17 protein-coding genes are annotated in these 19484 nt (G+C 42.4%); 13 read left to right on the forward strand and 4 right to left on the reverse strand.

What is annotated here, in order from left to right; translation table 11 throughout:
• The first annotated feature begins 311 nt into the window (after positions 1-311).
• The 7 genes from DWW81_RS11600 (at position 312) to DWW81_RS11630 (ending at position 8541) form a co-directional block, all read left to right on the forward strand.
• Positions 312-965, forward strand: a complete 654-nt coding sequence (locus DWW81_RS11600) for a hypothetical protein (protein WP_242989625.1) — start codon at positions 312-314, stop codon at positions 963-965.
• Between the two features lie 347 nt (positions 966-1312).
• Positions 1313-2332: a phenylalanine--tRNA ligase subunit alpha gene (gene pheS, locus DWW81_RS11605; protein WP_022288228.1), complete on the forward strand. Its 1020-nt coding sequence runs from the start codon at positions 1313-1315 to the stop codon at positions 2330-2332.
• On the forward strand, positions 2332-2922 hold the full coding sequence (locus tag DWW81_RS11610) for a hypothetical protein (RefSeq protein WP_117897961.1): 591 nt from the start codon (positions 2332-2334) through the stop codon (positions 2920-2922). The genes pheS and DWW81_RS11610 overlap by 1 nt, the downstream gene beginning before the upstream one ends.
• A gap of 22 nt (positions 2923-2944) precedes the next feature.
• A complete protein-coding gene (gene pheT / locus DWW81_RS11615) occupies positions 2945-5359 on the forward strand; it encodes a phenylalanine--tRNA ligase subunit beta (protein ID WP_117897963.1) in 2415 nt (804 codons plus the stop codon).
• Between the two features lie 128 nt (positions 5360-5487).
• Positions 5488-5733 (forward strand): IreB family regulatory phosphoprotein, encoded by a 246-nt coding sequence (locus tag DWW81_RS11620; protein ID WP_022288225.1) that lies wholly within the window; start codon positions 5488-5490, stop codon positions 5731-5733.
• Between the two features lie 134 nt (positions 5734-5867).
• Positions 5868-6707: a polysaccharide deacetylase family protein gene (locus tag DWW81_RS11625; protein ID WP_117897965.1), complete on the forward strand. Its 840-nt coding sequence runs from the start codon at positions 5868-5870 to the stop codon at positions 6705-6707.
• A gap of 160 nt (positions 6708-6867) precedes the next feature.
• Complete coding sequence (locus DWW81_RS11630) at positions 6868-8541, forward strand: DUF6583 family protein (RefSeq protein ID WP_117897967.1); 1674 nt, start codon at positions 6868-6870, stop codon at positions 8539-8541.
• 43 nt (positions 8542-8584) lie between these two features.
• Here the strand turns inward: DWW81_RS11630 and DWW81_RS11635 are convergent, their stop codons facing one another.
• The 4 genes from DWW81_RS11635 to DWW81_RS11650 all read right to left on the reverse strand — a co-directional run bounded on the left by DWW81_RS11635 (position 8585) and on the right by DWW81_RS11650 (position 11777).
• Positions 8585-8827: an RNA-binding S4 domain-containing protein gene (locus DWW81_RS11635; protein WP_022288222.1), complete on the reverse strand. Its 243-nt coding sequence runs from the start codon at positions 8825-8827 to the stop codon at positions 8585-8587.
• 66 nt (positions 8828-8893) lie between these two features.
• The gene (locus tag DWW81_RS11640) at positions 8894-9184 is read right to left on the reverse strand and encodes an HU family DNA-binding protein (RefSeq protein ID WP_256319968.1); all 291 of its coding nucleotides are present in this window, start codon (positions 9182-9184) and stop codon (positions 8894-8896) included.
• Positions 9185-9208: 24 nt separating this feature from the next.
• Positions 9209-10006 carry a nucleoside triphosphate pyrophosphohydrolase gene (gene mazG, locus DWW81_RS11645; protein WP_117897970.1) on the reverse strand — a complete coding sequence of 266 codons (798 nt, stop codon included), beginning with the start codon at positions 10004-10006 and terminating at the stop codon, positions 9209-9211.
• A 58-nt stretch (positions 10007-10064) separates the two neighbouring features.
• Positions 10065-11777, reverse strand: coding sequence for a polysaccharide biosynthesis protein (locus DWW81_RS11650; protein WP_117897971.1), 1713 nt, complete (start codon positions 11775-11777; stop codon positions 10065-10067).
• A 224-nt stretch (positions 11778-12001) separates the two neighbouring features.
• Here DWW81_RS11650 and DWW81_RS11655 point away from each other — a divergent pair, with 224 nt between their 5' ends.
• The 6 genes from DWW81_RS11655 to DWW81_RS11680 all read left to right on the forward strand — a co-directional run bounded on the left by DWW81_RS11655 (position 12002) and on the right by DWW81_RS11680 (position 19445).
• Positions 12002-13195: a PLP-dependent aminotransferase family protein gene (locus DWW81_RS11655; protein WP_117897973.1), complete on the forward strand. Its 1194-nt coding sequence runs from the start codon at positions 12002-12004 to the stop codon at positions 13193-13195.
• A 6-nt stretch (positions 13196-13201) separates the two neighbouring features.
• Positions 13202-13666 carry a hypothetical protein gene (locus DWW81_RS11660; RefSeq protein WP_117897975.1) on the forward strand — a complete coding sequence of 155 codons (465 nt, stop codon included), beginning with the start codon at positions 13202-13204 and terminating at the stop codon, positions 13664-13666.
• Between the two features lie 21 nt (positions 13667-13687).
• On the forward strand, positions 13688-16495 hold the full coding sequence (locus tag DWW81_RS11665) for an FtsX-like permease family protein (RefSeq protein WP_242989626.1): 2808 nt from the start codon (positions 13688-13690) through the stop codon (positions 16493-16495).
• 14 nt (positions 16496-16509) lie between these two features.
• Positions 16510-16764 carry a hypothetical protein gene (locus DWW81_RS11670; protein WP_117897977.1) on the forward strand — a complete coding sequence of 85 codons (255 nt, stop codon included), beginning with the start codon at positions 16510-16512 and terminating at the stop codon, positions 16762-16764.
• A gap of 18 nt (positions 16765-16782) precedes the next feature.
• Positions 16783-17877, forward strand: a complete 1095-nt coding sequence (gene ychF, locus DWW81_RS11675; RefSeq protein WP_041337323.1) for a redox-regulated ATPase YchF — start codon at positions 16783-16785, stop codon at positions 17875-17877.
• Between the two features lie 200 nt (positions 17878-18077).
• A complete protein-coding gene (locus DWW81_RS11680) occupies positions 18078-19445 on the forward strand; it encodes an MATE family efflux transporter (protein WP_117897980.1) in 1368 nt (455 codons plus the stop codon).
• Positions 19446-19484 lie beyond the last annotated feature (39 nt).

Genomic DNA, 19484 nt, shown 5'->3' on the forward strand with positions numbered 1-19484 from the left:
CTGCATAATTCTTGTTCGAATAAAATGTGTCAAGTGATATTGACAAAACCATTACCTGTATCAAAAGAGAGACGATGTATACTATGTTGTATATATAGAAAACTGCCCGAACGGTCATAGGGTAAATTCCAACCCTTGTTGGGCAACATATTTTCTCTATTAAAACGGACATATATGTCACAACTTTATTGAAACGTGTTGACTTTTGCGCCTTTTAGGTGTATAATGAAACTGAAAATAGATAAGAAAATGTACAATGCTCTTATGGGTGTTGTGCATTTTTTGTATCATATGGTTATCCTAATTGAGAGGTGAATGTTTTGCAGGCAGTTTATGAATATCCTCCGAAGCTGTCGAGGGCGGAGAGGCAGGTCAAGGCGGCACATGATATTGAAGAACACAGGAAAATGCAGAGGAATATGTATAAGAATATCCTGCTTGGGGTCGTTATCATGATAATTGGTGCGGTGTTTGCAAGTGCGGTCTTTGCAAAGGTTCTGCTTATACTGCTGGGGGCTTGCAATTGTTCTGTGGGCGGGCTTATGTACTGGTATTACTCGCTTTCACGGGACGCTGATGTTTACACGAGGATATATGAGGATCACATTGAACACTCTCAACGCATGGGGCTTTCTAAAAGCTATCTGCACATATGCCTTTACTATGAGGAAGTAGAGAAGTCTTATCAGACAAACAAGGGCAGACTCGTTTGCGTGCTGAAAAATGTGGAGAAGTCAAGCTTTGTGGTAAAGGACAAAGAGGGCAGGGAGAAAGCTTTTGTGCCTGAGGACGGTATGCTGGCTCTCAGCTTTCAGGACACTAAGGGCAAGCTTGTGCTTATCAATGATTTTTATGAGAAGATAGGTTATCCACACAAGGAATACAATAAGATAGAGGACGAGGAGGACGATTATTACTCTGAGGAGGATATGAAGTGGGATAAGCTTCATAAACATGGGCTGTAGTTGTAAACTTTTTGTTAAGCCCTTGAAATGTGGGGCAGAATGTGATAACATATTATTGTATCAATACACTTAAAACACTATGACCGAGAGAGTAGTTTTGCTAAGGGTCTTCAGAGAGAAGCTGCGGCGTGTGTGCGTTTTCTGAAAGCGGCTTTATATCCTGACAAAATGAAGTTCACTTGCGAGTGGTCATGCCGAATGAGAGATAGTCTTTAGTAAGCGTGAACGTCTGTCTGCGTTAAGGACGGGAGAGTGTTGGCTCTTTACTGATAGGTGGTATAAACAAGAATTTCAAAGTCTTGTCCTGTTTAGTCGGGGCAGGGCTTATTTTTATAGGAGGATAAGTAATGAAAGAACAGTTGAAAAGCATTGACGAGCGTGCGAAAGAAGAACTTTCACATATTGATGACGCCAAGCTGTTGGAAGATTTCAGAGTAAGATTTCTTGGCAAAAAGGGAGAGATAACTTCCATACTTAAGCAAATGGGTAAGCTTTCCGCAGAGGAAAGACCTGTTATCGGTCAGCTTGCAAACAAGGTAAGAGCTGATATCGAGAATGCTCTCAACAAGCGTAAGGAAGAGCTTAAAAGCAAAATGGAGCAGGTAAGGCTCACAGAAGAAGCTATAGACGTTACGCTTCCAGGCAAGAAAACAAGAATAGGCAGACCGCACCCTCTGAACGCTACTCTTGAAGAGGTAGAGGAAGTGTTCCTTGGTATGGGCTTTGATATCGTTGACGGTCCAGAGGTTGAAACAGACCACTACTGCTTTGAGGCACTGAATATGCCTAAATCTCACCCTGCAAGAGATACGCAGGATACATTCTATATCAATGAAAATGTTGTTCTGAGAACGCAGACTTCTTCCGTTCAGATAAGAACTATGGAGAAGAGAAAGCCACCTATCAGAATTATTTCACCGGGCAGAGTTTACCGTTCTGACACAGTGGACGCTACACATTCACCGCTGTTCCACCAGATAGAGGGCCTTGTTATTGACAAGGGCATCACTATGGCTGACCTTAAAGGTACTCTTGAGCTTCTTATGAAGCGTCTTTACGGCGAGGATACTCAGATAAGACTTCGTCCGCACCACTTCCCATACACAGAGCCTTCTGCTGAGGTCGATCTTATGTGCTTCAACTGTCACGGCAAGGGCTGTTCAATGTGCAAGCAGGAGGGCTGGGTAGAGCTTCTCGGCGCAGGTATGGTACATCCTAAGGTACTTGAGGGCTGTGGCATTGACCCTGAGGTTTACAGCGGATTTGCATTTGGTATCGGTCTTGAAAGAATAACAATGGGCAGATACAACATCAATGATATGCGTCTGCTTTATGAGAACGATATGAGATTTTTAGAGCAGTTCTGATGAATGAAGTTATAATGCAGAGCAGGCTTTACAGAAAGCTTGCGCCGTCAAAGGCTAAGCTTGTAACGTCGGCGGCTATCAGCACACTTATGGCGCTGATAGTAGGTGTTGGCGGTGGGTTATCGGTCATGCTTGTAAAAGAACAGCAGAGTGCATGGGATATGCTCGTGCTATGTGGGTTTCTGATGATTTTTCTGGGTATCCTGCTTTTTATCGGAATAAGAGGATTTAAAAGGCAGGTAAAACAATACAGAGGAAACCTTACAAGGCTGGAGCAATTTGACGCTCAGGATATGCTGGCTTTGGAAAGCGAGATAGAGGGAAGCGAGTTCAAATACAAGACCTTTTATCTACTTGACAGATATATGTATGTGCCTAAGGCTAAACTGCTTATAAAATATTCGGATATTAGAGAGTTCAAGACCATAGTTCACAGCACAAATGGTGTCAATGACAGCATGAAAGCTGAGATAACTGATAATTTCGGGATAAAATATACTGTGAACATAAAGCGGTGGAAGGATTTCTATATTTACAGACCGCTGTTTTTAAAGGACTTGGACGAGAAGATACAAAACTGCGGTAAATGATAAGATTACGGAGGAATAATAAATGGATTTGTCAATGAAATGGCTTGCAGACTATGTAGACTGCGATATGCCGATAAAGGATTTTGTTTCCGCTCTGACGCTTTCAGGCTCAAAGGTAGAGTGCTTTGAGCAGGAGGGCGAAGATATTTCTAACGTTGTTGTGGGCAAGGTAGTTTCTATGGAGCGTCACCCTGATTCTGACCATATGTTCATCACTCAGGTAGACGTGGGAGAGGACGAACCTGTTCAGATAGTTACTGGTGCTCAGAACGTTCACGAGGGAGATTTTGTGCCAGTTGCAAAGCACAAGTCATCTGTACTTCATGAGGGCAAGCAGGTGAAGATAACAAAGGGCAAGCTGAGAGGCGTTGCTTCTAATGGTATGCTTTGCTCTCTGGGCGAGCTTGGACTTTCTGTTCACGATTTCCCATATGCTATAGAGGACGGAATTTTCATTCTTGGCGATGACTGCGACAAGACAGTAGGCAAGGATATCCATGAGGCTATTGGATACAATGACACAACTGTTGAGTTCGAGATAACTTCAAACAGACCTGACTGTCTTTCTGTTATCGGTCTTGCAAGAGAAACTGCGGCTACTTTCGGCACTGAGCTGAAGGTCAAGAAGCCTGAGTTCAAGGGCATTGATGGAGATATCAACGATATGCTCAAGGTAAAGATACACAACACTGACCTTTGCAAGAGATACATGGCCGGTATCGTTAAGAACGTTAAAATTGGTCCTTCACCTCGTTGGATGAGAGAAAGACTCAGAGGCTGCGGCGTTAGACCTATCAACAACTTTGTTGATATTACAAACTATGTTATGCTTGAATACGGCAGACCGATGCACGCTTTTGATTTGAGATATGTCAAGGACGCATCTATCAACATCAGAAACGCTAAGGCAGGAGAAACTATCACAACTCTTGACGGAGAAGTAAGAGAGCTTTCAGAAGAGATGCTGGTCATTGCTGACGCTGAAAAGCCTGTTGCAGTTGCAGGCGTTATGGGCGGCGAATACAGCGGTATCATGGACGATACAACTACTGTTGTATTTGAGTCTGCTTGCTTTGACGGTGCAAGCGTAAGAACTACAGCCAAGAAGCTTGGCATGAGAACTGACGCTTCTGCAAGATATGAAAAGGGTCTTGACCCACATGAGTGCTATGAGGCTCTTATGAGAGCTTTCCAGCTTGTTGAGGAGCTTGGTGCTGGCGAGGTCGTAAAGACTTATATTGATGAGAACTATGAGGACGAAACACCTAAGGCGGTGGATTTTGACCCTGAGTGGATAAATAAGTTCCTTGGTACTGAAATACCTGAGAGCGACATGGTTGAATATCTCACAAGGCTTGGCTTTGAGATAAAGGACGGCAAGGTAGTTTCGCCATGGTACAGAGTGGACATTGCCTGCAAGGCTGACGTGGCAGAGGAAGTTGCTAGACTTTACGGCTACAACAAGATACCGAACACTATCGTAAGAGGTGTTGCTCAGGCTAAGCTCACCGAGGCGCAGAAGTTTGACAGACATATACAGAGATCTATGCTCGCTATGGGTCTTAACGAGATATCTACATTCTCATTCATTTCGCCTAAGTATTTTGACAAGATAAATCTTCCTGCTGACTCAAAACTGAGAAAGACAGTTGTTATCACAAACCCTCTTGGCGAGGACACCAGCGTTATGAGAACGACTATTATTCCGTCTGTATGTGAAGTGCTTGCAAGAAACTACAGCTACCGCAACCCTGAGTGCTATATCTTTGAGAGAGGAAACGAGTATATACCTGTTGAGGGAGAGGTGCTTCCTAACGAGCCTGAAAGACTTGGTTTTGGTTTCTATGACACTGAAACAAAGGCTGATTTCTATGACATCAAGGGCGTTGTTGAGGGACTGCTTTCTAAGCTTGGCGCACAGAAAGTTGAGTTTGAAAAGGCTACTGCTGAATGTAGCTTTGACGAGTTCTATGCTTTCCACCCGGGAAGAGTTGCTGTCGTTAAAGTAAATGGTGAGGAGATCGGCATTTTTGGCGAGCTTCACCCGAGAGTTCTGGAGAACTACGGCATTGACGCAAGAGCTTATGTGGGAAAGATAAATGTTCCTGAGCTTATGGCAAGCTGTGTTGCTCAGAAGACATATAAGCCACTGCCTAAGTATCCTGCTACAACAAGAGATCTGTCTATCGTTTGTGATGACGATATCCCTGCGGCTCTTCTTGAAAAGACTATAAGCAAGGCTGTTGGCTCGATACTTGAAAAGGTAACGCTCTTTGACGTTTACAAGGGTGAGCAGATCGAAAAGGGCAAGAAGTCTGTTTCATACTCCATTTCAATGCGTTCACATGACGGCACGCTTACTGACGAGCAGGCTGACAAGGCTATGAAGAAAGTTCTTGAAGCTCTCAAGGCTATCGGTGCTGAACTCAGAATGTAAAAAATATAGTGCTTGATTTGTATAATGTGCATAAATTTTGCTTTTTGACTTGTTATTTTGAAACAAATGGAGTATAATAATATCAGGCGTATTGCTGATATTAATACATTGCAAAGGGGCTGAGCATAATGCACGAACAAACTATGGAATTTTCAGTACAGCACGATAAGGAGGCTGAGCTGAAAAAGACACTTACAATTATATATGACGCTCTGAAAGAGAAGGGCTATAATCCTATTAATCAGATCGTAGGTTATATTCTTTCTGAGGACCCGACCTACATAACAACATACAATAATGCCAGAAGTCTTATTCGTCATATTGACAGAGATGAGCTTTTGCAGGCATTGGTGAAGTCCTATCTTGAGTCATAACTGATATTTAAAGGCGGTAGTTTTTACCGCCTTTTTTGTTTTTTTTGCGTCAGAATTTACCTGAAACGTATTTTTTGTATAAAGCCGTTTTCTGAACATAATAGTATCAGATGAAAGAAAACGGAGGGCTTCATATGAAGATAAGAAATTGCATGGCACTTATTTGTGCAGTTGTGGCACTCAGTGCTTGCGGCAGGACAGTGATAGTGCGTGAGGGAAATTCATCAGAGGGAACAAGCTCGGCGGTCATCGAGCCTGTGGCTGTGGGAAAGAAAACAGCTAAGGAAAAGATAGATCCTTCGGGGCTTTCACATGACAAGGTCGGATATGGTCAAGGCGTTCTTGTGGACGAAAAGAACAGGACGACTGGTGCGCTTGATTTTAATGCACAATACGGCAAGCTTAACGCAAAGGCTATAAATAATGATGACAAGATATATCTGACCTTTGATCAGGGGTATGAGAACGGATACACTGAAAAGATCCTCGATGTGCTGAAAGAGAAAAAGGTCAAGGCGACGTTTTTTCTTTTGCAGGATTATGCAGAGAAAAATCCTGAGCTTGTGAAGCGTATGATAGACGAGAGGCATATTGTGGGAAATCATTCGGTACACCATTATTCTATGCCGACCCTTGGACAGGCGGAATGTGAGTCGGAGATAAAGGATTTCCATAAGTATATGGAGGATAACTACGATTATACCATGACAGTGTTCAGACCGCCTATGGGCGAGTTTTCGGAGTTCTCTCTTGGAGTGACGGCAAACTGCGGTTATGAAACTGAGCTTTGGAGCTTTGCTTACGCTGATTGGGATGTGAACAATCAGCCTGATGAGGGGCAGGCACTTGAAAAGCTTGTGAATGCGGCTCACCCGGGGGCTATTTATTTGCTTCACTCGGTATCGAAAACCAATACTGATATCCTCGGGGACTTTATTGACAGAGTGAGGGCTGGCGGATTTGAATTTGGCTGATAAGAGAATATGATGAAGAGAGGTCTTGTGCCTCTCTTTTTTGTTATTTTAGGGGCATTTGTAGCTGATTTGTAATATATTAGTCTATTGACAAATTGTTAAAAGTATGTTATATTTTAAATACGAACAGAAACATGAGTTTCTTTAAGGAGGAAATAAAATGGTAAAAAATAAGGTGCTTACACCTGTATTGGCAGGCGTTTTGGGTCTTAGCATAGTTGGCTCAGGTCTTGGCTATTATTTTGTAAATAAAGACAGTAATGATGGTAAAACTGAGGGCGGAAAGGCTAAGCTTACTCAGGTGGCAGATAATATAAACAACACTCTTGGCACGGCTGAAAAGGCTATCAAGGGTGAACTTGATTTTGCTTACAACGCAACGGCTACTGTTTCATTCGGCGAGGGCTTCACAGAGCAGGCAGGCGTTAGCTTACAGCCTATTTCTGTGACAACTGTTACAAAGCAGAAGGGAAGCAACACTGCAGCAGATGTTTCGCTGACATATGGCGGAAATAATCTTGTGTCTGCTAATGCTGTATATTCCAGAGATAACAAGTCGGCTTATGTTCAGATACCTGAGCTTTCTGACGCTTATCTTATGGTTAATGTTGACAGCCTTAAAGACAAGATAGGCAGTGAGCTTTCTTCACAGGGCGTTGACCTTGATTCTCTCTTTGATTCTGCTGAGGGCGCTGATGTTGATTTTGATACTGACGCACTTGAAAAGGATCTGGAGGAATACAAGAAGGTTATGGAGGACTCTTTCCCTAAGCCTGTTGACGGCGAGAAAAAGACTGGTGACATTGACGGAAACGAGTACAGCTATACAACTAAGGAATACACTATCTCAGGCAATGATGTAAAGGCTGCTCTTAAGGCTGTTCTTGACAAGGCTAAGGACGACGCTACGCTTAAAGATATGTTCAACAAGGCAGGCGTTGCTGACAAGCTTGGTATGTCATATGATGAGATAATCTCACAGTATGCTGATTCTATGGATTCACTTTTTGCAAGCGATAATCTTGACGAAACTGTAAAATTTGACGCTTACTACAGCGGTGATGATCTTGCGGGCTTTAGCTTTGAAAAAGACGGCGAGGGTGCAACTCTTTACACCATTCTTAAGGACGACGTTGTGGCTGTTGATTTTAGCCTTAACATGGGCAGTGAGGGCAGTGCATCATTCAAGGGTTCTGCAAATACTGTTGACGGTGTTACAAACGGCAAGTTCACAATGAAAATGGAAACTGCGTCTGATTCAGATATAGACGCTGACAAGACTTCTGCTGACGGTGGACTTTCCCTTGAGCCTACCATGGCAGTTTCACCGAGCATAAACTTTGACACAATGGAAGCTGAGGTGACTCTCAAAGACCTTAAAGAAGAGGGTGACGCTTTCTCAGGTACTATCAGATTTGATGTGAATGGTACATCTGATTCTCAGGCTGTATCAGGCTGGGTAGAGCTTGCTTCTGCTTCAACTGCTGACAAGCTTGATCTTTCTGTTGAGTTTGGCATGAACGGCAAGCAGTTTGTTACAATGGCAGTTACAGGAAATAAGACAGAGGCTTCTGACATCACTGTTCCGTCAGGCGACAAGATCTATGACATGACAAATGACGATCAGATGAATACATACCTTGCAGGCTGTGACAGTGATGGATTTGTTGCTAATGTAAAGAAAGTTCTTGGTGACGAGGTCTACAATATGCTTGTAAATGCAGAGGGTGATCTTGAGTCAGATTATGATGACTATGGTGATTATGATGATTATGATGACTACGATCTCTCTGATATTGATCTGTCAGATTATGATCTGAGCGCAAATGCATAATAGATAAAAAATTAAGAGGATCGCATTGAGCGGTCCTCTTTTTTTAGCTGATAACACGATAATTTTCGGCTGCTTCTTCTTTTTTTACATACTCGGTGACATTGAGAACTTCCACCTTGACAGGCTTCTGACCCATATTTATGGTGATAATGTCGCCAACTTTCACGTCATATGAAGCTCTTGCAATCTTATCGTTCACAAGCACCTTGCCTGCATCGCAAGCTTCGTTTGCAATGGTACGTCGTTTAATAAGTCTTGTGACTTTCAGGTATTTATCAAGCCGCATATTTTCCTCCTTTGTAGTAAAAAAGACCTAACCCGCAGGCTAGGTCTGAGTGGCATAAGCTTTAGATTACTTGTTTACAGCATCCTTAAGAGCCTTGCCTGCCTTGAATGCAGGAACTTTCTTAGCTGCAACAGTGATCTGCTCCTTTGTACGAGGATTGATAGCTGTCTTTTCAGCTCTCTCTCTAACCTCGAATGTACCGAAACCTACCAGTGAGATCTTCTCGCCGTTAGCAAGTGTCTCTGATACAGAATCAATAACAGTTGTAAGTGCCTTCTCAGCGTCCTTCTTTGAATAATCGCCCTTTTCTGCGATAAGATTGATCAGTTCTGCCTTTGTCATTGTTTTTACCTCCAAATTATTTTTAACGAATAAAGTTATTCATTCATTTTGCTCTCGCCAATAAGCGTCAAGCTCATTTATGCTCAGGGCGGTCATATCCTGCCCGTTTTGCCTTACAGCATTTTCTGTTTTCTCAAACTTTTCGATATAATTATTATTTGTATCCGTCAGCACTTCTTCAGCGTCAAGGTCAAGCTTTCTTGCAAGTGAAGCACAAGTGAACATTATCTCACCAAGCTGTTTTGCAACTACGGCTTTATCACTGTCAGCACTGTTTTCAAGAGCCTTAACAGCATTTTCAAGTTCGCTGATATCATGAGCATTGTCATACTCGATACCTGCTCTTGCTGCACGTTTGCTTAACTTCTGAGCTCTCATAAGTGCAGGAAAGTTCTTTGGAACGCTTTTAAGGGTATCGGAATAAGTTTCCTGTCCCTTGGTTTCTTTCTTGATAGTGTCCCAATTTTTAAGCACTGTTTCAACGTTGTCAGCTTCTACGCTTCCGAAAACGTGTGGGTGTCTGATGATAAGCTTTTTACAGATATCAGTTATCACATCGTCAAGTCTGAAATTGTTGTTTTCGGTCTCGATAACTGTATGGAAAACCACCTGCAAAAGAACGTCGCCAAGTTCTTCTCTCATCATTTCAGGAGAGTCACAGTCAATTGCTTCCATGACCTCATAGACTTCTTCAAGAAAATCTTTCTTGATAGACTTATGGGTCTGGACCTTATCCCACGGGCAGCCGTTCTCGCTTCTGAGAATTACCACGATATCCGCAAGATCATTGATATCAAAGCTGTCTTTAGCAAGCAATTCCTTAATTTTATCGCTCATTACATCATTACCTTTCCAAAAGGGTGCTTATTAATAATAAACCATTTTGCTCAAAATTTCAAGGGTTTTGCGGATTTTTTTTTGAAAATATGTAATTTACAATATTTTTCGGCGTTTCGCACAATAAATATAAACAAAAAAAGTACATTGTGCTACCAATTCCTATAGAAAAAAGGGTCACAAATCTATGATTTATTTGCAAATGGGCTATTTTCGTAAGTGTTTCGTGTGACAAAACGGCTGTCACACCGCACATAATAGCGGCGTAGGTGGGCTTTACGAAAATTTCGCTCACTTTTGGTTTTAGATCCGTCATTTTGCAAACTGAGCGTACGGATAGGACGCATATGAAAACCTCTGAAACAAGAGTAGAAATAGCTGCTCCTGATATATTTATTATGGGCTGTCTTATAAGTATAATGTTCAGAAATAGCTTGATAATTCCACCTGCCAACATAATTATTATGGCTTTGTGAGGTTTTCCGAGGGTTTGCAGGATAGAAAAGCATGGAGTTGCTATGGCAAGGAATATTACTGCTATTCCTAGTATGGACATTGGCATTATACAGACCTGTATTTCAGTTTCACGGCCTCCAAAAAGAAAACGCAGGATAGGTTCTGACAAAACTGCTATGCCCATGCCTGCGGGTATGGCTATGATACTGGTGACGATGAGCATTTTTGTAAGGCCTGACTGCATGGCTTTTTTATCGTTTTTGGCACAGCTTTCGGCAAGTGAGGGGAGTATGCTTTTGCCAAACATTGCGGTGATGGTCGGAACAAGACCGAAAACTGTTACGGCAAGTCCTATGTAAGAGCCGTAAATGAAGTTCGGGAGCATATCGGTGGTGAGCTTATCAGAAAGCAGGCTGTCAAATGTGTGTGGAGAAGCTTTCATGGCGGTTTTGATACACGGATTGACAGTGAGCATATCTATCATGTTGGCAAAGGTCATTATCACTGAGATAAGTGCGATCGGAAGACAGCAGACGATAAGCTTTTTGGCTGTTGCACCTGTGGGGTCTGTTATGGTATCTCTTTGAAGCATTTGCTTTGTTACGCTGTCGCCTTTGATCTTGCCTGATATGAGAATATACAGACAGGCGATCGCAGAGGCTATGGACGAACCTAGGATAGCTGCGGCAGCTATAAATGGAAGTGCGGCGGAGGCTGCCTGACGTGAGTTTTCATAGGCTGTGCCGAATACCATGCCTGTTTTATCATACATATCGGAGATATGATACATTAGTCCGTAGGCGAAACCAAGACCTAGGATAAGTTTGAAAAGGGTTTCTATCACTTCTGATACAGCGGTCGGTATCATATTCTGCAAGCCCTCACAGTAACCGCGTTCCACTGACATAATGGTACAGAAAATAATAGATGGGGCAACGCACATGAGAGCATATTTTGTACTTGGCTCGCCGACTACATTGCGTGACAGAAAATCTGAGGTGAGTATCATTACTGCAGCAGCGGCTGCGCTGATGATCGTGAAAAGAAAAAATGCAGTTCGCTTGGTATGACGCATATTTGAAAAGCGTTCAAGGGCATAGTTTTCAGCGGTGAGGCGTGCCATTGTCGAGGGGATACCTGAAACGACTATGGCGAAAACTGGTGTGAAAACTGAGAATGCTGAAGCAAAATATCCCATTCCTGTGCCGCCCAGAAGATTGGTAAGAGGTATCTTATAGAGAAGTCCGAGAATTTTTGTTATCAGAACCATTGCAAGCAATATTGCTGAGCCTTTTATAAAGCCTTGTCTTTTCATCTGTCAACCTGCTTTCTGACTTGTTTTTATATGATCTTATGCTGTTATGGTGGGTTTTATTACGGTTTGTCCATATGTCAGGTGGATATGCAGTTGTTTAAATTGCACAAAAATAGAACTTAGGGTGCTAATACTAAAAAAAAGTTTGCGTAAACACTTTATTTTATAGGAAAAATGTGATATAATCATATTATGTATTTTTAAGAAAAAGAGGTAAAAAAAATATGACTTATAAGTTTTCAGAAAAGGTTTCTCATTTGCAGGCTTCTGCTATCAGAGAGATACTTAAATTTACTTCTGACCCAGAGGTAATTTCATTTGCGGCAGGCAATCCTTCTCCTGAGGCATTCCCTGTGGACGAGCTTAATAGGATATCAGAAGAGATATTCAAGGAAAATCCTATCGGCGCACTCCAGTACAGCCTTACAGAGGGATACACTCCGTTGAGAGATCTTCTTAAGAAAGAGCTTGAAAAGAAGGGTGAATTTGATCCTGAGAGAGATGATCTTATCATCACAAGCGGTGCTCAGCAGGCTAACGAGCTTGCTTGTAAAGTTCTCTGCGACCCAGGCGACATTCTTTGCTGTGAAGCTCCAAGCTTTATAGGCTCACTTAATGCGTTCAAGTCTTACAATGTTGAGCTTAAGGGTATCACGCTTCATGAAGACGGAGTTGACCTGAAAGAGCTTGAAGAGGCTTTCGCTACAGGCAAGGTAAAGGTATTCTACATCATTTCTAACTTCCAGAATCCTACTGGTCTTACAACTTCTCTTGAAAAGAGAAAGGCTATCTACGAGCTTGCTAAGAAGTACAGTGTTATGATACTTGAAGATAACCCGTACGGCGACCTGAGAATAAAGGGTGAGGCTATCCCGTCTATCAAGAGCATGGACAAGGACGGTCTTGTTATGTATTCAAGAACATTCTCGAAGATACTTGCTCCTGGTATAAGAGTTGGTTACATTTCCGCTCCAAAGGAGATAATCGGAAAGATAGTTGTCTGCAAGCAGGTGGCTGACGTACATACAAACATCTGGGCGCAGATGCTGGCTTACAACTTCATGAAGGACAATGATATCGAAGCACATCTTGCTTCGCTGAGAGTGATCTACAAGCATAAGCTCGAACTTATGATAGAGCAGATCGAGAAGAATTTCTCTTCACAGATCAAGTTCACAAGACCTGAGGGCGGTCTGTTCATTTGGTGTACTCTTCCGGAGGGCAGTGACATGACTGGTTTCTGCAAAAAGGCTGTTGCAGAATATAAGGTAGCCGTTGTTCCGGGCAATGCTTTCATGGTAAGCGAGTCTGACAAGACAGCTTCATTCAGATTGAACTTCTCAACTCCTACAGACAAACAGATAATCGACGGCTGTGAGAAGCTTGGCAGGCTTTCTAAGGAAATGTTCGGCGATTAAGATAAAATGAAAAAAGTTCCTTTTACGCCTTTTCAGCTTGTGCTTACTGTGGTAAATACGGCGGCTCTAATGTTCTGCATGGGGTGTGATTGCTTTGTGCTGATAGTGGGCATGACGGCAGGCAGGACAAAGCCTTATGTGGTGGATCTTGTGCTGAGTTTTCTTGCTATGGCGGTGTTTATTCTGCTTGTGTTTTCAGCAGGCAGGATAAATATTTTCAGTGATAAAGCTGACCCCGATGGGGACACTGCACCTGCGGTATCGGCACTTAGGACGTATTTTTGTATCTTGTTTTTTGATATTTCAGGAGTGCTGGGTCTTATGCTTGCGGGAGCGTTGGGGGTTGAGTGGGCTAAAAAAGCTATTATAATTTTTGCTCCTGTCGTTTTTGTCCTTGCGGCGATTGTTTATTTTATTCTATCGGGCAGGATAGGTCTTGATGATTTTTCGGATAGTGACGGGGAAGAATGATTTTACAAGGGGAGGTCTGTCATGAAAAGTGCATTGAAAAAGGATACTGTCAGAGAGATAAGGCAATCGTTGGGCAGATTTCTCTCTATTTTTCTGATAGTTCTTCTTGGCTGTGGATTTTTCTCTGGTATCAAGGCGACTATGCCTGATATGATAGACACGGCGGAGAAATATTTCAGTGATAACAGACTTATGGATATTAAGTTAATGTCGTCTATAGGCGTTAAGTCTGAGGACGTTGAGGCTGTGAAAAAAGCCGATGATGTTCAGGGCGTTATGGCGGGATATTCTAAGGACGTTTTCTACTATCATGAAAATCAAAACCTTGTGCTGAAATTCATGTCCTTCAACAATGTTGTTGATGAAAACAGCCCTAATAATCTTGATAAGCCTGTTTTACTAGAGGGCAGGTTGCCTGAAAAAAAGGGTGAGTGTGCAGTAGAGGTAAAAATGAGTTCGCCTGACACATTTAAGGTGGGCGGAGAGATAAAGATCGACGAGCCTGACTCGTCAAAAAATATAACTGATACTTTGGCAACTGACACATATAGGATAGTTGGTATCGTGGCTTCGCCACTTTATATCGGCTATGAGCGTGATGCGACCACAGTGGGCAACGGAACTGTAGTAAGCAACGTTTTTGTGTCTGAAAGCGAGTTTGTGTGCGATTATTATACTGAGCTTTATGTGAAATTCAAAGGCACTGACGAGCTTGACCCGTTTTCCGACGAGTACAAGCAGGCTGTGAAAGATAAGAGCGTTCAGGCGGTGGAGTTTTTTGAGGACAGTGTTAACGCAAGGTTTGAAAAACTAAGCAGTGACGCTCAGGACAGTATTGATGTCGCTCAGGAGAAAGTTGACATCTTGAAACAGGCGCTTGCCTGCGACGAAAATCAGCTTACGGAGCTTTTGTCAACGGCGCAGAAGTCGGTAGAGGAAGCTCAGGAGGCTTATGATAAGGCTGAACAGAGTGGTTCTAGTGCAAAGTATCTTGCAAGGTCACAGCTTTTAAAAGCACAACAGCTTGAAGAAGTGGCAGGAAAGCTTCTTCAAGACAAAAAGACAGGAAGTACGGCAGCTTTTGATGAATATAATGGTCAGCTTGCGGCGGCAGAAGATGAGATAGCCGGAGCGAAAAAAGAACTTGAAGCCGTTAAAACGCCTGCATTCTATCAGTATGACAGATTTGAGGCTAGCTCTGATTATAGTTCCTTTTATGGGGACGCTCAGAAGGTCGACTCTATCGCAAAGGTGTTTCCTGTGTTTTTTATTCTTGTGGCGGCGCTTGTGTGCCTGACCACAATGACTAGAATGGTAGAGGAACAGAGAACGCAGATAGGTACATACAAGGCTTTAGGATACAGTGGGGCAAGAATAGCCGGAAAGTACCTTTTCTATGCAGCAACAGCGGCATCAGCAGGAAGCTGCATAGGCGTTGTTGTTGGATTGCAGATCTTTCCGAAGATAATTTATAGCTGCTATAATATTTTATATAACATTCCTGATATTGACACACCGTTCAAGCCTGTTTATATGGTGCTTTGCTTGGTGGTGTCGGTTATTTGCACTTGCTCGGCGGTGCTTTACGCTTGTATCAAAGAGCTTAAGTCACAGCCGTCACAGCTTATGCGTCCAAAGCCACCGCAGAATGGCAGGCGTGTTTTGCTGGAGCGTGTGGATCTTATATGGAATCGGCTTGACTTTCTTGCAAAGGTCACTGTGAGAAATTTGCTGAGATATAAAAAGCGTTTCTTTATGACGATCGTGGGAGTGGCAGGCTGTACGGCGCTGATAGTCACGGGTTTTGGTTTGAAATATTCTATAAAGACTATTGCCGAAAAGCAATTCAATGAAATATTTCTGTATGATGGGATCGCGGTACTTAATTCGGCTGATTTTGACGAGAAACAGTTGGAGGACAAGATAAGCAGTATCGCACAGGTAGACAAATCTATGCTTATGCAGAGTATAGATGGCATTGCAGAAAATGAAAGTGAAAACCAGTCTGTTTCTATGATCGTGCCGAAAGCTCCTGAAAATATGGGAGATTATATCGATCTTGTATCTGCTGAGAATGGATCAAACCTTAAAGTGAAAAGCGGTTCTGTTATCATAACACAAAAGCTTGCAAAACTTCTTGACCTGAAAACGGGTGACACTATTACTATAAAGCTCAGTGGTCATGAGGAGAAAGAGTTCAAGATAGGCGGAGTAAGCAAGAACTATGCTTTGCATTATATTTACATCACTCCTGATGATTTTGAAAGTGTATACGGTGAGAAGCCTGTTTATAATCTTTCTTTTATTGACCTAAAGAAAGACACTGATGAAAACTCTTTCAAGGAACAGCTTATTTCAAATGACGAGTTTTATGGAATAAGCTTTAAAAATGATTCAAGCAGAGGTTTCCTTAATTCTGTGGACAGCCTTGACGCTATCGTTATTTTGCTCATCGTTTGCGCGGGAGGCTTGGCTTTTGTGGTGCTTTACAATTTGGCAAACATAAACATAACTGAGCGTGTTCGTGAGATAGCGACAATAAAAGTGCTTGGATTCTATGACGGTGAGACTTCAGCGTATATTTACAGAGAAAATCTGATATCGACGATTGTGGGCATTATCGTGGGTCTTGCGGCAGGAAAGATACTGCACTATTTTGTTGTGATAACTTCTGAGGTCGACCTTGTGCTGTTCAACAGACAGCTTGTTTGGTGGGCGTATGTGCTTGGTGCATTGCTCACATTGGCATTTGCATTTATAGTTAATTTGGTTCTTCATTTCAAGCTTAAAAAGATAGATATGGTAGAATCTTTAAAATCAGTAGAATAGACGGAGGTATTATTATGGATATTTTTGAAGAAAACTGCGATACTGAAAATAACTGCACAGTAAGCTATTTTTGGAAAGGTCTTGCACTTTTTCTCCTTGGCGTTATAATTGGTCTGTTTGTTTCGCCTATCAAGAAAGGCGTTACTATCGGTTGTAACAACAAGATAGACAAGGGTGGCTGTAACGATCATTTTGACCCTGAAGAGTATTATGATGATTATAACTTTGATGATGAAGATGATTTTGACCATGATGGCGTAAAATTTTAACGAAAGGCGTATATTGATATGAAACTTGGCATGGTAGGACTTCCTAACGTAGGAAAATCAACACTTTTTAATGCACTCACAAATGCGGGTGCAGAATCTGCGAACTATCCGTTTTGCACGATCGAACCGAATGTGGGCATTGTTTCGGTGCCTGATGAAAGACTTGACAAGCTGGCTGAGATGTATCACCCTGTAAAGTTTACTCCTGCAACACTTGAATTTGTTGACATTGCAGGTCTTGTAAAGGGTGCTTCAAAGGGCGAGGGACTTGGAAACAAATTTCTTTCAAACATAAGAGAGGTGGACGCTATCGTTCACGTTGTAAGATGTTTTGACGACCCTAACATCATTCATGTTGACGGCTCTATCAATCCTCGCAGAGACATTGAAACTATAGATTTGGAGCTTATTTTCTCTGACGTTGAGCTTATCGAGAGAAAGCTTGACAGAACTAAAAAGGCAATGAAAGGCGATAAATCTCTTGCTTCTGCTGTAGAGTTCCTTGAAAAGCTCAAAGAGCATCTTGAAAGCGGCAAGCCTGCACGTTCTTATGACATGACAGAGGACGAGCTGGAGATACTTAAAGAAACACCGCTTCTTTCACTTAAGCCTGTTATCTATGCGGCTAACCTTTGTGAAGATGATTTCAGAAACAATATCGAAAGCAACGAGCATTACAAGGAAGTTTGCGAGATCGCAAAAGCCGAAGGCTCGGCTGTGTTCCCGATATGCGCGCAGATAGAGGCTGAGATATCTGACATGGACGACGAGGACAAGGAAATGTTCCTTGCAGACCTCGGTCTTGAAACTTCAGGTCTTAACAGAATAATCAAGGAGGGCTATTCGCTTCTTGGTCTTATTTCATACCTGACAGCAGGCGAACCTGAGGTAAGAGCTTGGACTATCAAAAAGGGAACTAAAGCTCCACAGGCGGCAGGAAAGATACACACTGACTTTGAAAAGGGCTTCATCAGAGCTGAAGTTGTTTCATTTGACGATCTTATGAGCTGTGGCTCTATGACGGCGGCTAAGGAAAAGGGTCTTGTTCGTCTTGAGGGTAAGGATTACGTTATGCAGGACGGCGATATCGTTCTGTTCAGATTTAACGTATAAAGCGTAAGCTACACAAAGGCAAGCTGAAATATGCTTGCCTTTTTTATGTGCAATATGTATGTTTTTTGTTATTATATTTGTTTAAAATCACAAAAGTAAATTTAATTTGTGTTATAGATTTTTTCATATATTGATGATAGAATGTGATAGTAAAAATTAAAGATGATAAATGTAATAGTTAGATTTTTGGAGGAAAAGTAATGACAAAAAACATGACAACGGGCAGTCCGTTCAAGCTTATAATGAGCTTTGCGCTTCCTCTGCTTTTAGGAAATTTGTTACAGCAGACATACAATCTTATTGACGCTGCCATCGTGGGTAGATTTCTTGGTTCTGACGCTCTTGCAAGTGTCGGAGCTTCAAGCAGTGTGCAGTTTTTGGTGCTTGGTTTCTGCATGGGAACAGCCTGCGGCTTTGGCGTGCCTATTGCAAGACATTTCGGAGCAGGGGACATAAAAAAGCTGAAACAGTATTTTTACAATTCTATTGTTATAACCGCCGTTACTGCGTTTGTGTTGACAACAGTTTGTGCGGTGCTTTGTAGTGAGATATTGAAGCTTCTTTCAACTCCGTCGAATATTTTTGATGACGCATATAAATATCTTCTGGTGATATTTCTTGGCATACCGTTCACACTTTTGTATAACCTGCTTTCAAGCGTATTGCGATCTGTTGGCGACAGCAAAACGCCATTTGTATTTCTTGCTATATCAACGGTTTTGAACATTGCACTTGACCTTGTGTGTGTTATCGTGTTTAGGTGGGGCTGCATGGGTGCGGCTATCGCTACTGTCGTTGCTCAGGCGATAAGCGGAATACTATGTGCTGTATTTATCATGAAAAAGGTCAGCGTGCTTAAACTTACCAAAGAGGACAGAGTGATGTCAAAGCCTGCGGTGCTGAACCTTATAATAATGGGCTTTCCTATGGGACTTCAATATTCCATAACGGCTATCGGCTCAATGGTCATGCAGTCGGCTAACAACAAGCTTGGAAGCATTTATGTGTCAGGATTCACCGCTGCGGCGAGGATAAAGCAGTTCACAATGTGTCCTTATGACGCTTTTGCAACAGGTGCATCTGTTTTTGCAAGCCAAAATCTCGGTGCAGGAAATCTCAAGCGTATCAAAAAGGGTATACGCATTGGAGTTGGCGTTGGCATGACATATGGAGTAATAGCCGGTATTGTACTTATATTCTTTGGCAGAGAGCTTTCGCTTATCTTTGTGAATAAGTCAGACGCAGCAGTGCTTACTGCTTCAGCCAAATATCTTTTCTGCGCAGGCTTTTTCTATTGGACGCTCGGTATACTCAACACTTGCAGAATGTGTACGCAGGGTCTTGGATATTCTGGACTTGCTATATTCTCAGGAGTGACGGAAATGATAGCTCGAATTTCTGTAAGTATGATATTTGTGCCGAAATTCGGTTATCTTGCGATCTGCTTCACAGATCAGGCGGCATGGATAGCGGCTTGCTTATACATAGTTCCTGTTTGCATATATTGTGTGAACAAGGCAGGCAGACACATTGCAGGAGATCACGGACTTCCTGTGGAAAATAAATAAGCAAAAGGCAGCTCTGAAAAAAATCAGAACTGCCTTTTG

It is taken from the genome of Ruminococcus sp. AF17-1AC, from assembly GCF_003461385.1.
Taxonomy (GTDB): Bacteria; Bacillota; Clostridia; order Oscillospirales; family Ruminococcaceae; genus Hominimerdicola; species Hominimerdicola aceti.

Bases quoted from the DNA above. Each gene is read 5' to 3' on its own strand.
- DWW81_RS11630 (WP_117897967.1), top strand. From the start codon at position 6,868: ATGGTAAAAAATAAGGTGCTTACACCTGTATTGGCAGGCGTTTTGGGT.
- DWW81_RS11650 (WP_117897971.1), bottom strand. From the start codon at position 11,777: ATGAAAAGACAAGGCTTTATAAAAGGCTCAGCAATATTGCTTGCAATG.
- DWW81_RS11670 (WP_117897977.1), top strand. From the start codon at position 16,510: ATGGATATTTTTGAAGAAAACTGCGATACTGAAAATAACTGCACAGTA.
- DWW81_RS11655 (WP_117897973.1), top strand. From the start codon at position 12,002: ATGACTTATAAGTTTTCAGAAAAGGTTTCTCATTTGCAGGCTTCTGCT.
- DWW81_RS11660 (WP_117897975.1), top strand. From the start codon at position 13,202: ATGAAAAAAGTTCCTTTTACGCCTTTTCAGCTTGTGCTTACTGTGGTA.
- DWW81_RS11620 (WP_022288225.1), top strand. From the start codon at position 5,488: ATGCACGAACAAACTATGGAATTTTCAGTACAGCACGATAAGGAGGCT.
- pheS (WP_022288228.1), top strand. From the start codon at position 1,313: ATGAAAGAACAGTTGAAAAGCATTGACGAGCGTGCGAAAGAAGAACTT.
- ychF (WP_041337323.1), top strand. From the start codon at position 16,783: ATGAAACTTGGCATGGTAGGACTTCCTAACGTAGGAAAATCAACACTT.
- DWW81_RS11625 (WP_117897965.1), top strand. From the start codon at position 5,868: ATGAAGATAAGAAATTGCATGGCACTTATTTGTGCAGTTGTGGCACTC.
- DWW81_RS11635 (WP_022288222.1), bottom strand. From the start codon at position 8,827: ATGCGGCTTGATAAATACCTGAAAGTCACAAGACTTATTAAACGACGT.
- pheT (WP_117897963.1), top strand. From the start codon at position 2,945: ATGGATTTGTCAATGAAATGGCTTGCAGACTATGTAGACTGCGATATG.
- DWW81_RS11665 (WP_242989626.1), top strand. From the start codon at position 13,688: ATGAAAAGTGCATTGAAAAAGGATACTGTCAGAGAGATAAGGCAATCG.
- DWW81_RS11680 (WP_117897980.1), top strand. From the start codon at position 18,078: ATGACAAAAAACATGACAACGGGCAGTCCGTTCAAGCTTATAATGAGC.
- mazG (WP_117897970.1), bottom strand. From the start codon at position 10,006: ATGAGCGATAAAATTAAGGAATTGCTTGCTAAAGACAGCTTTGATATC.
- DWW81_RS11610 (WP_117897961.1), top strand. From the start codon at position 2,332: ATGAATGAAGTTATAATGCAGAGCAGGCTTTACAGAAAGCTTGCGCCG.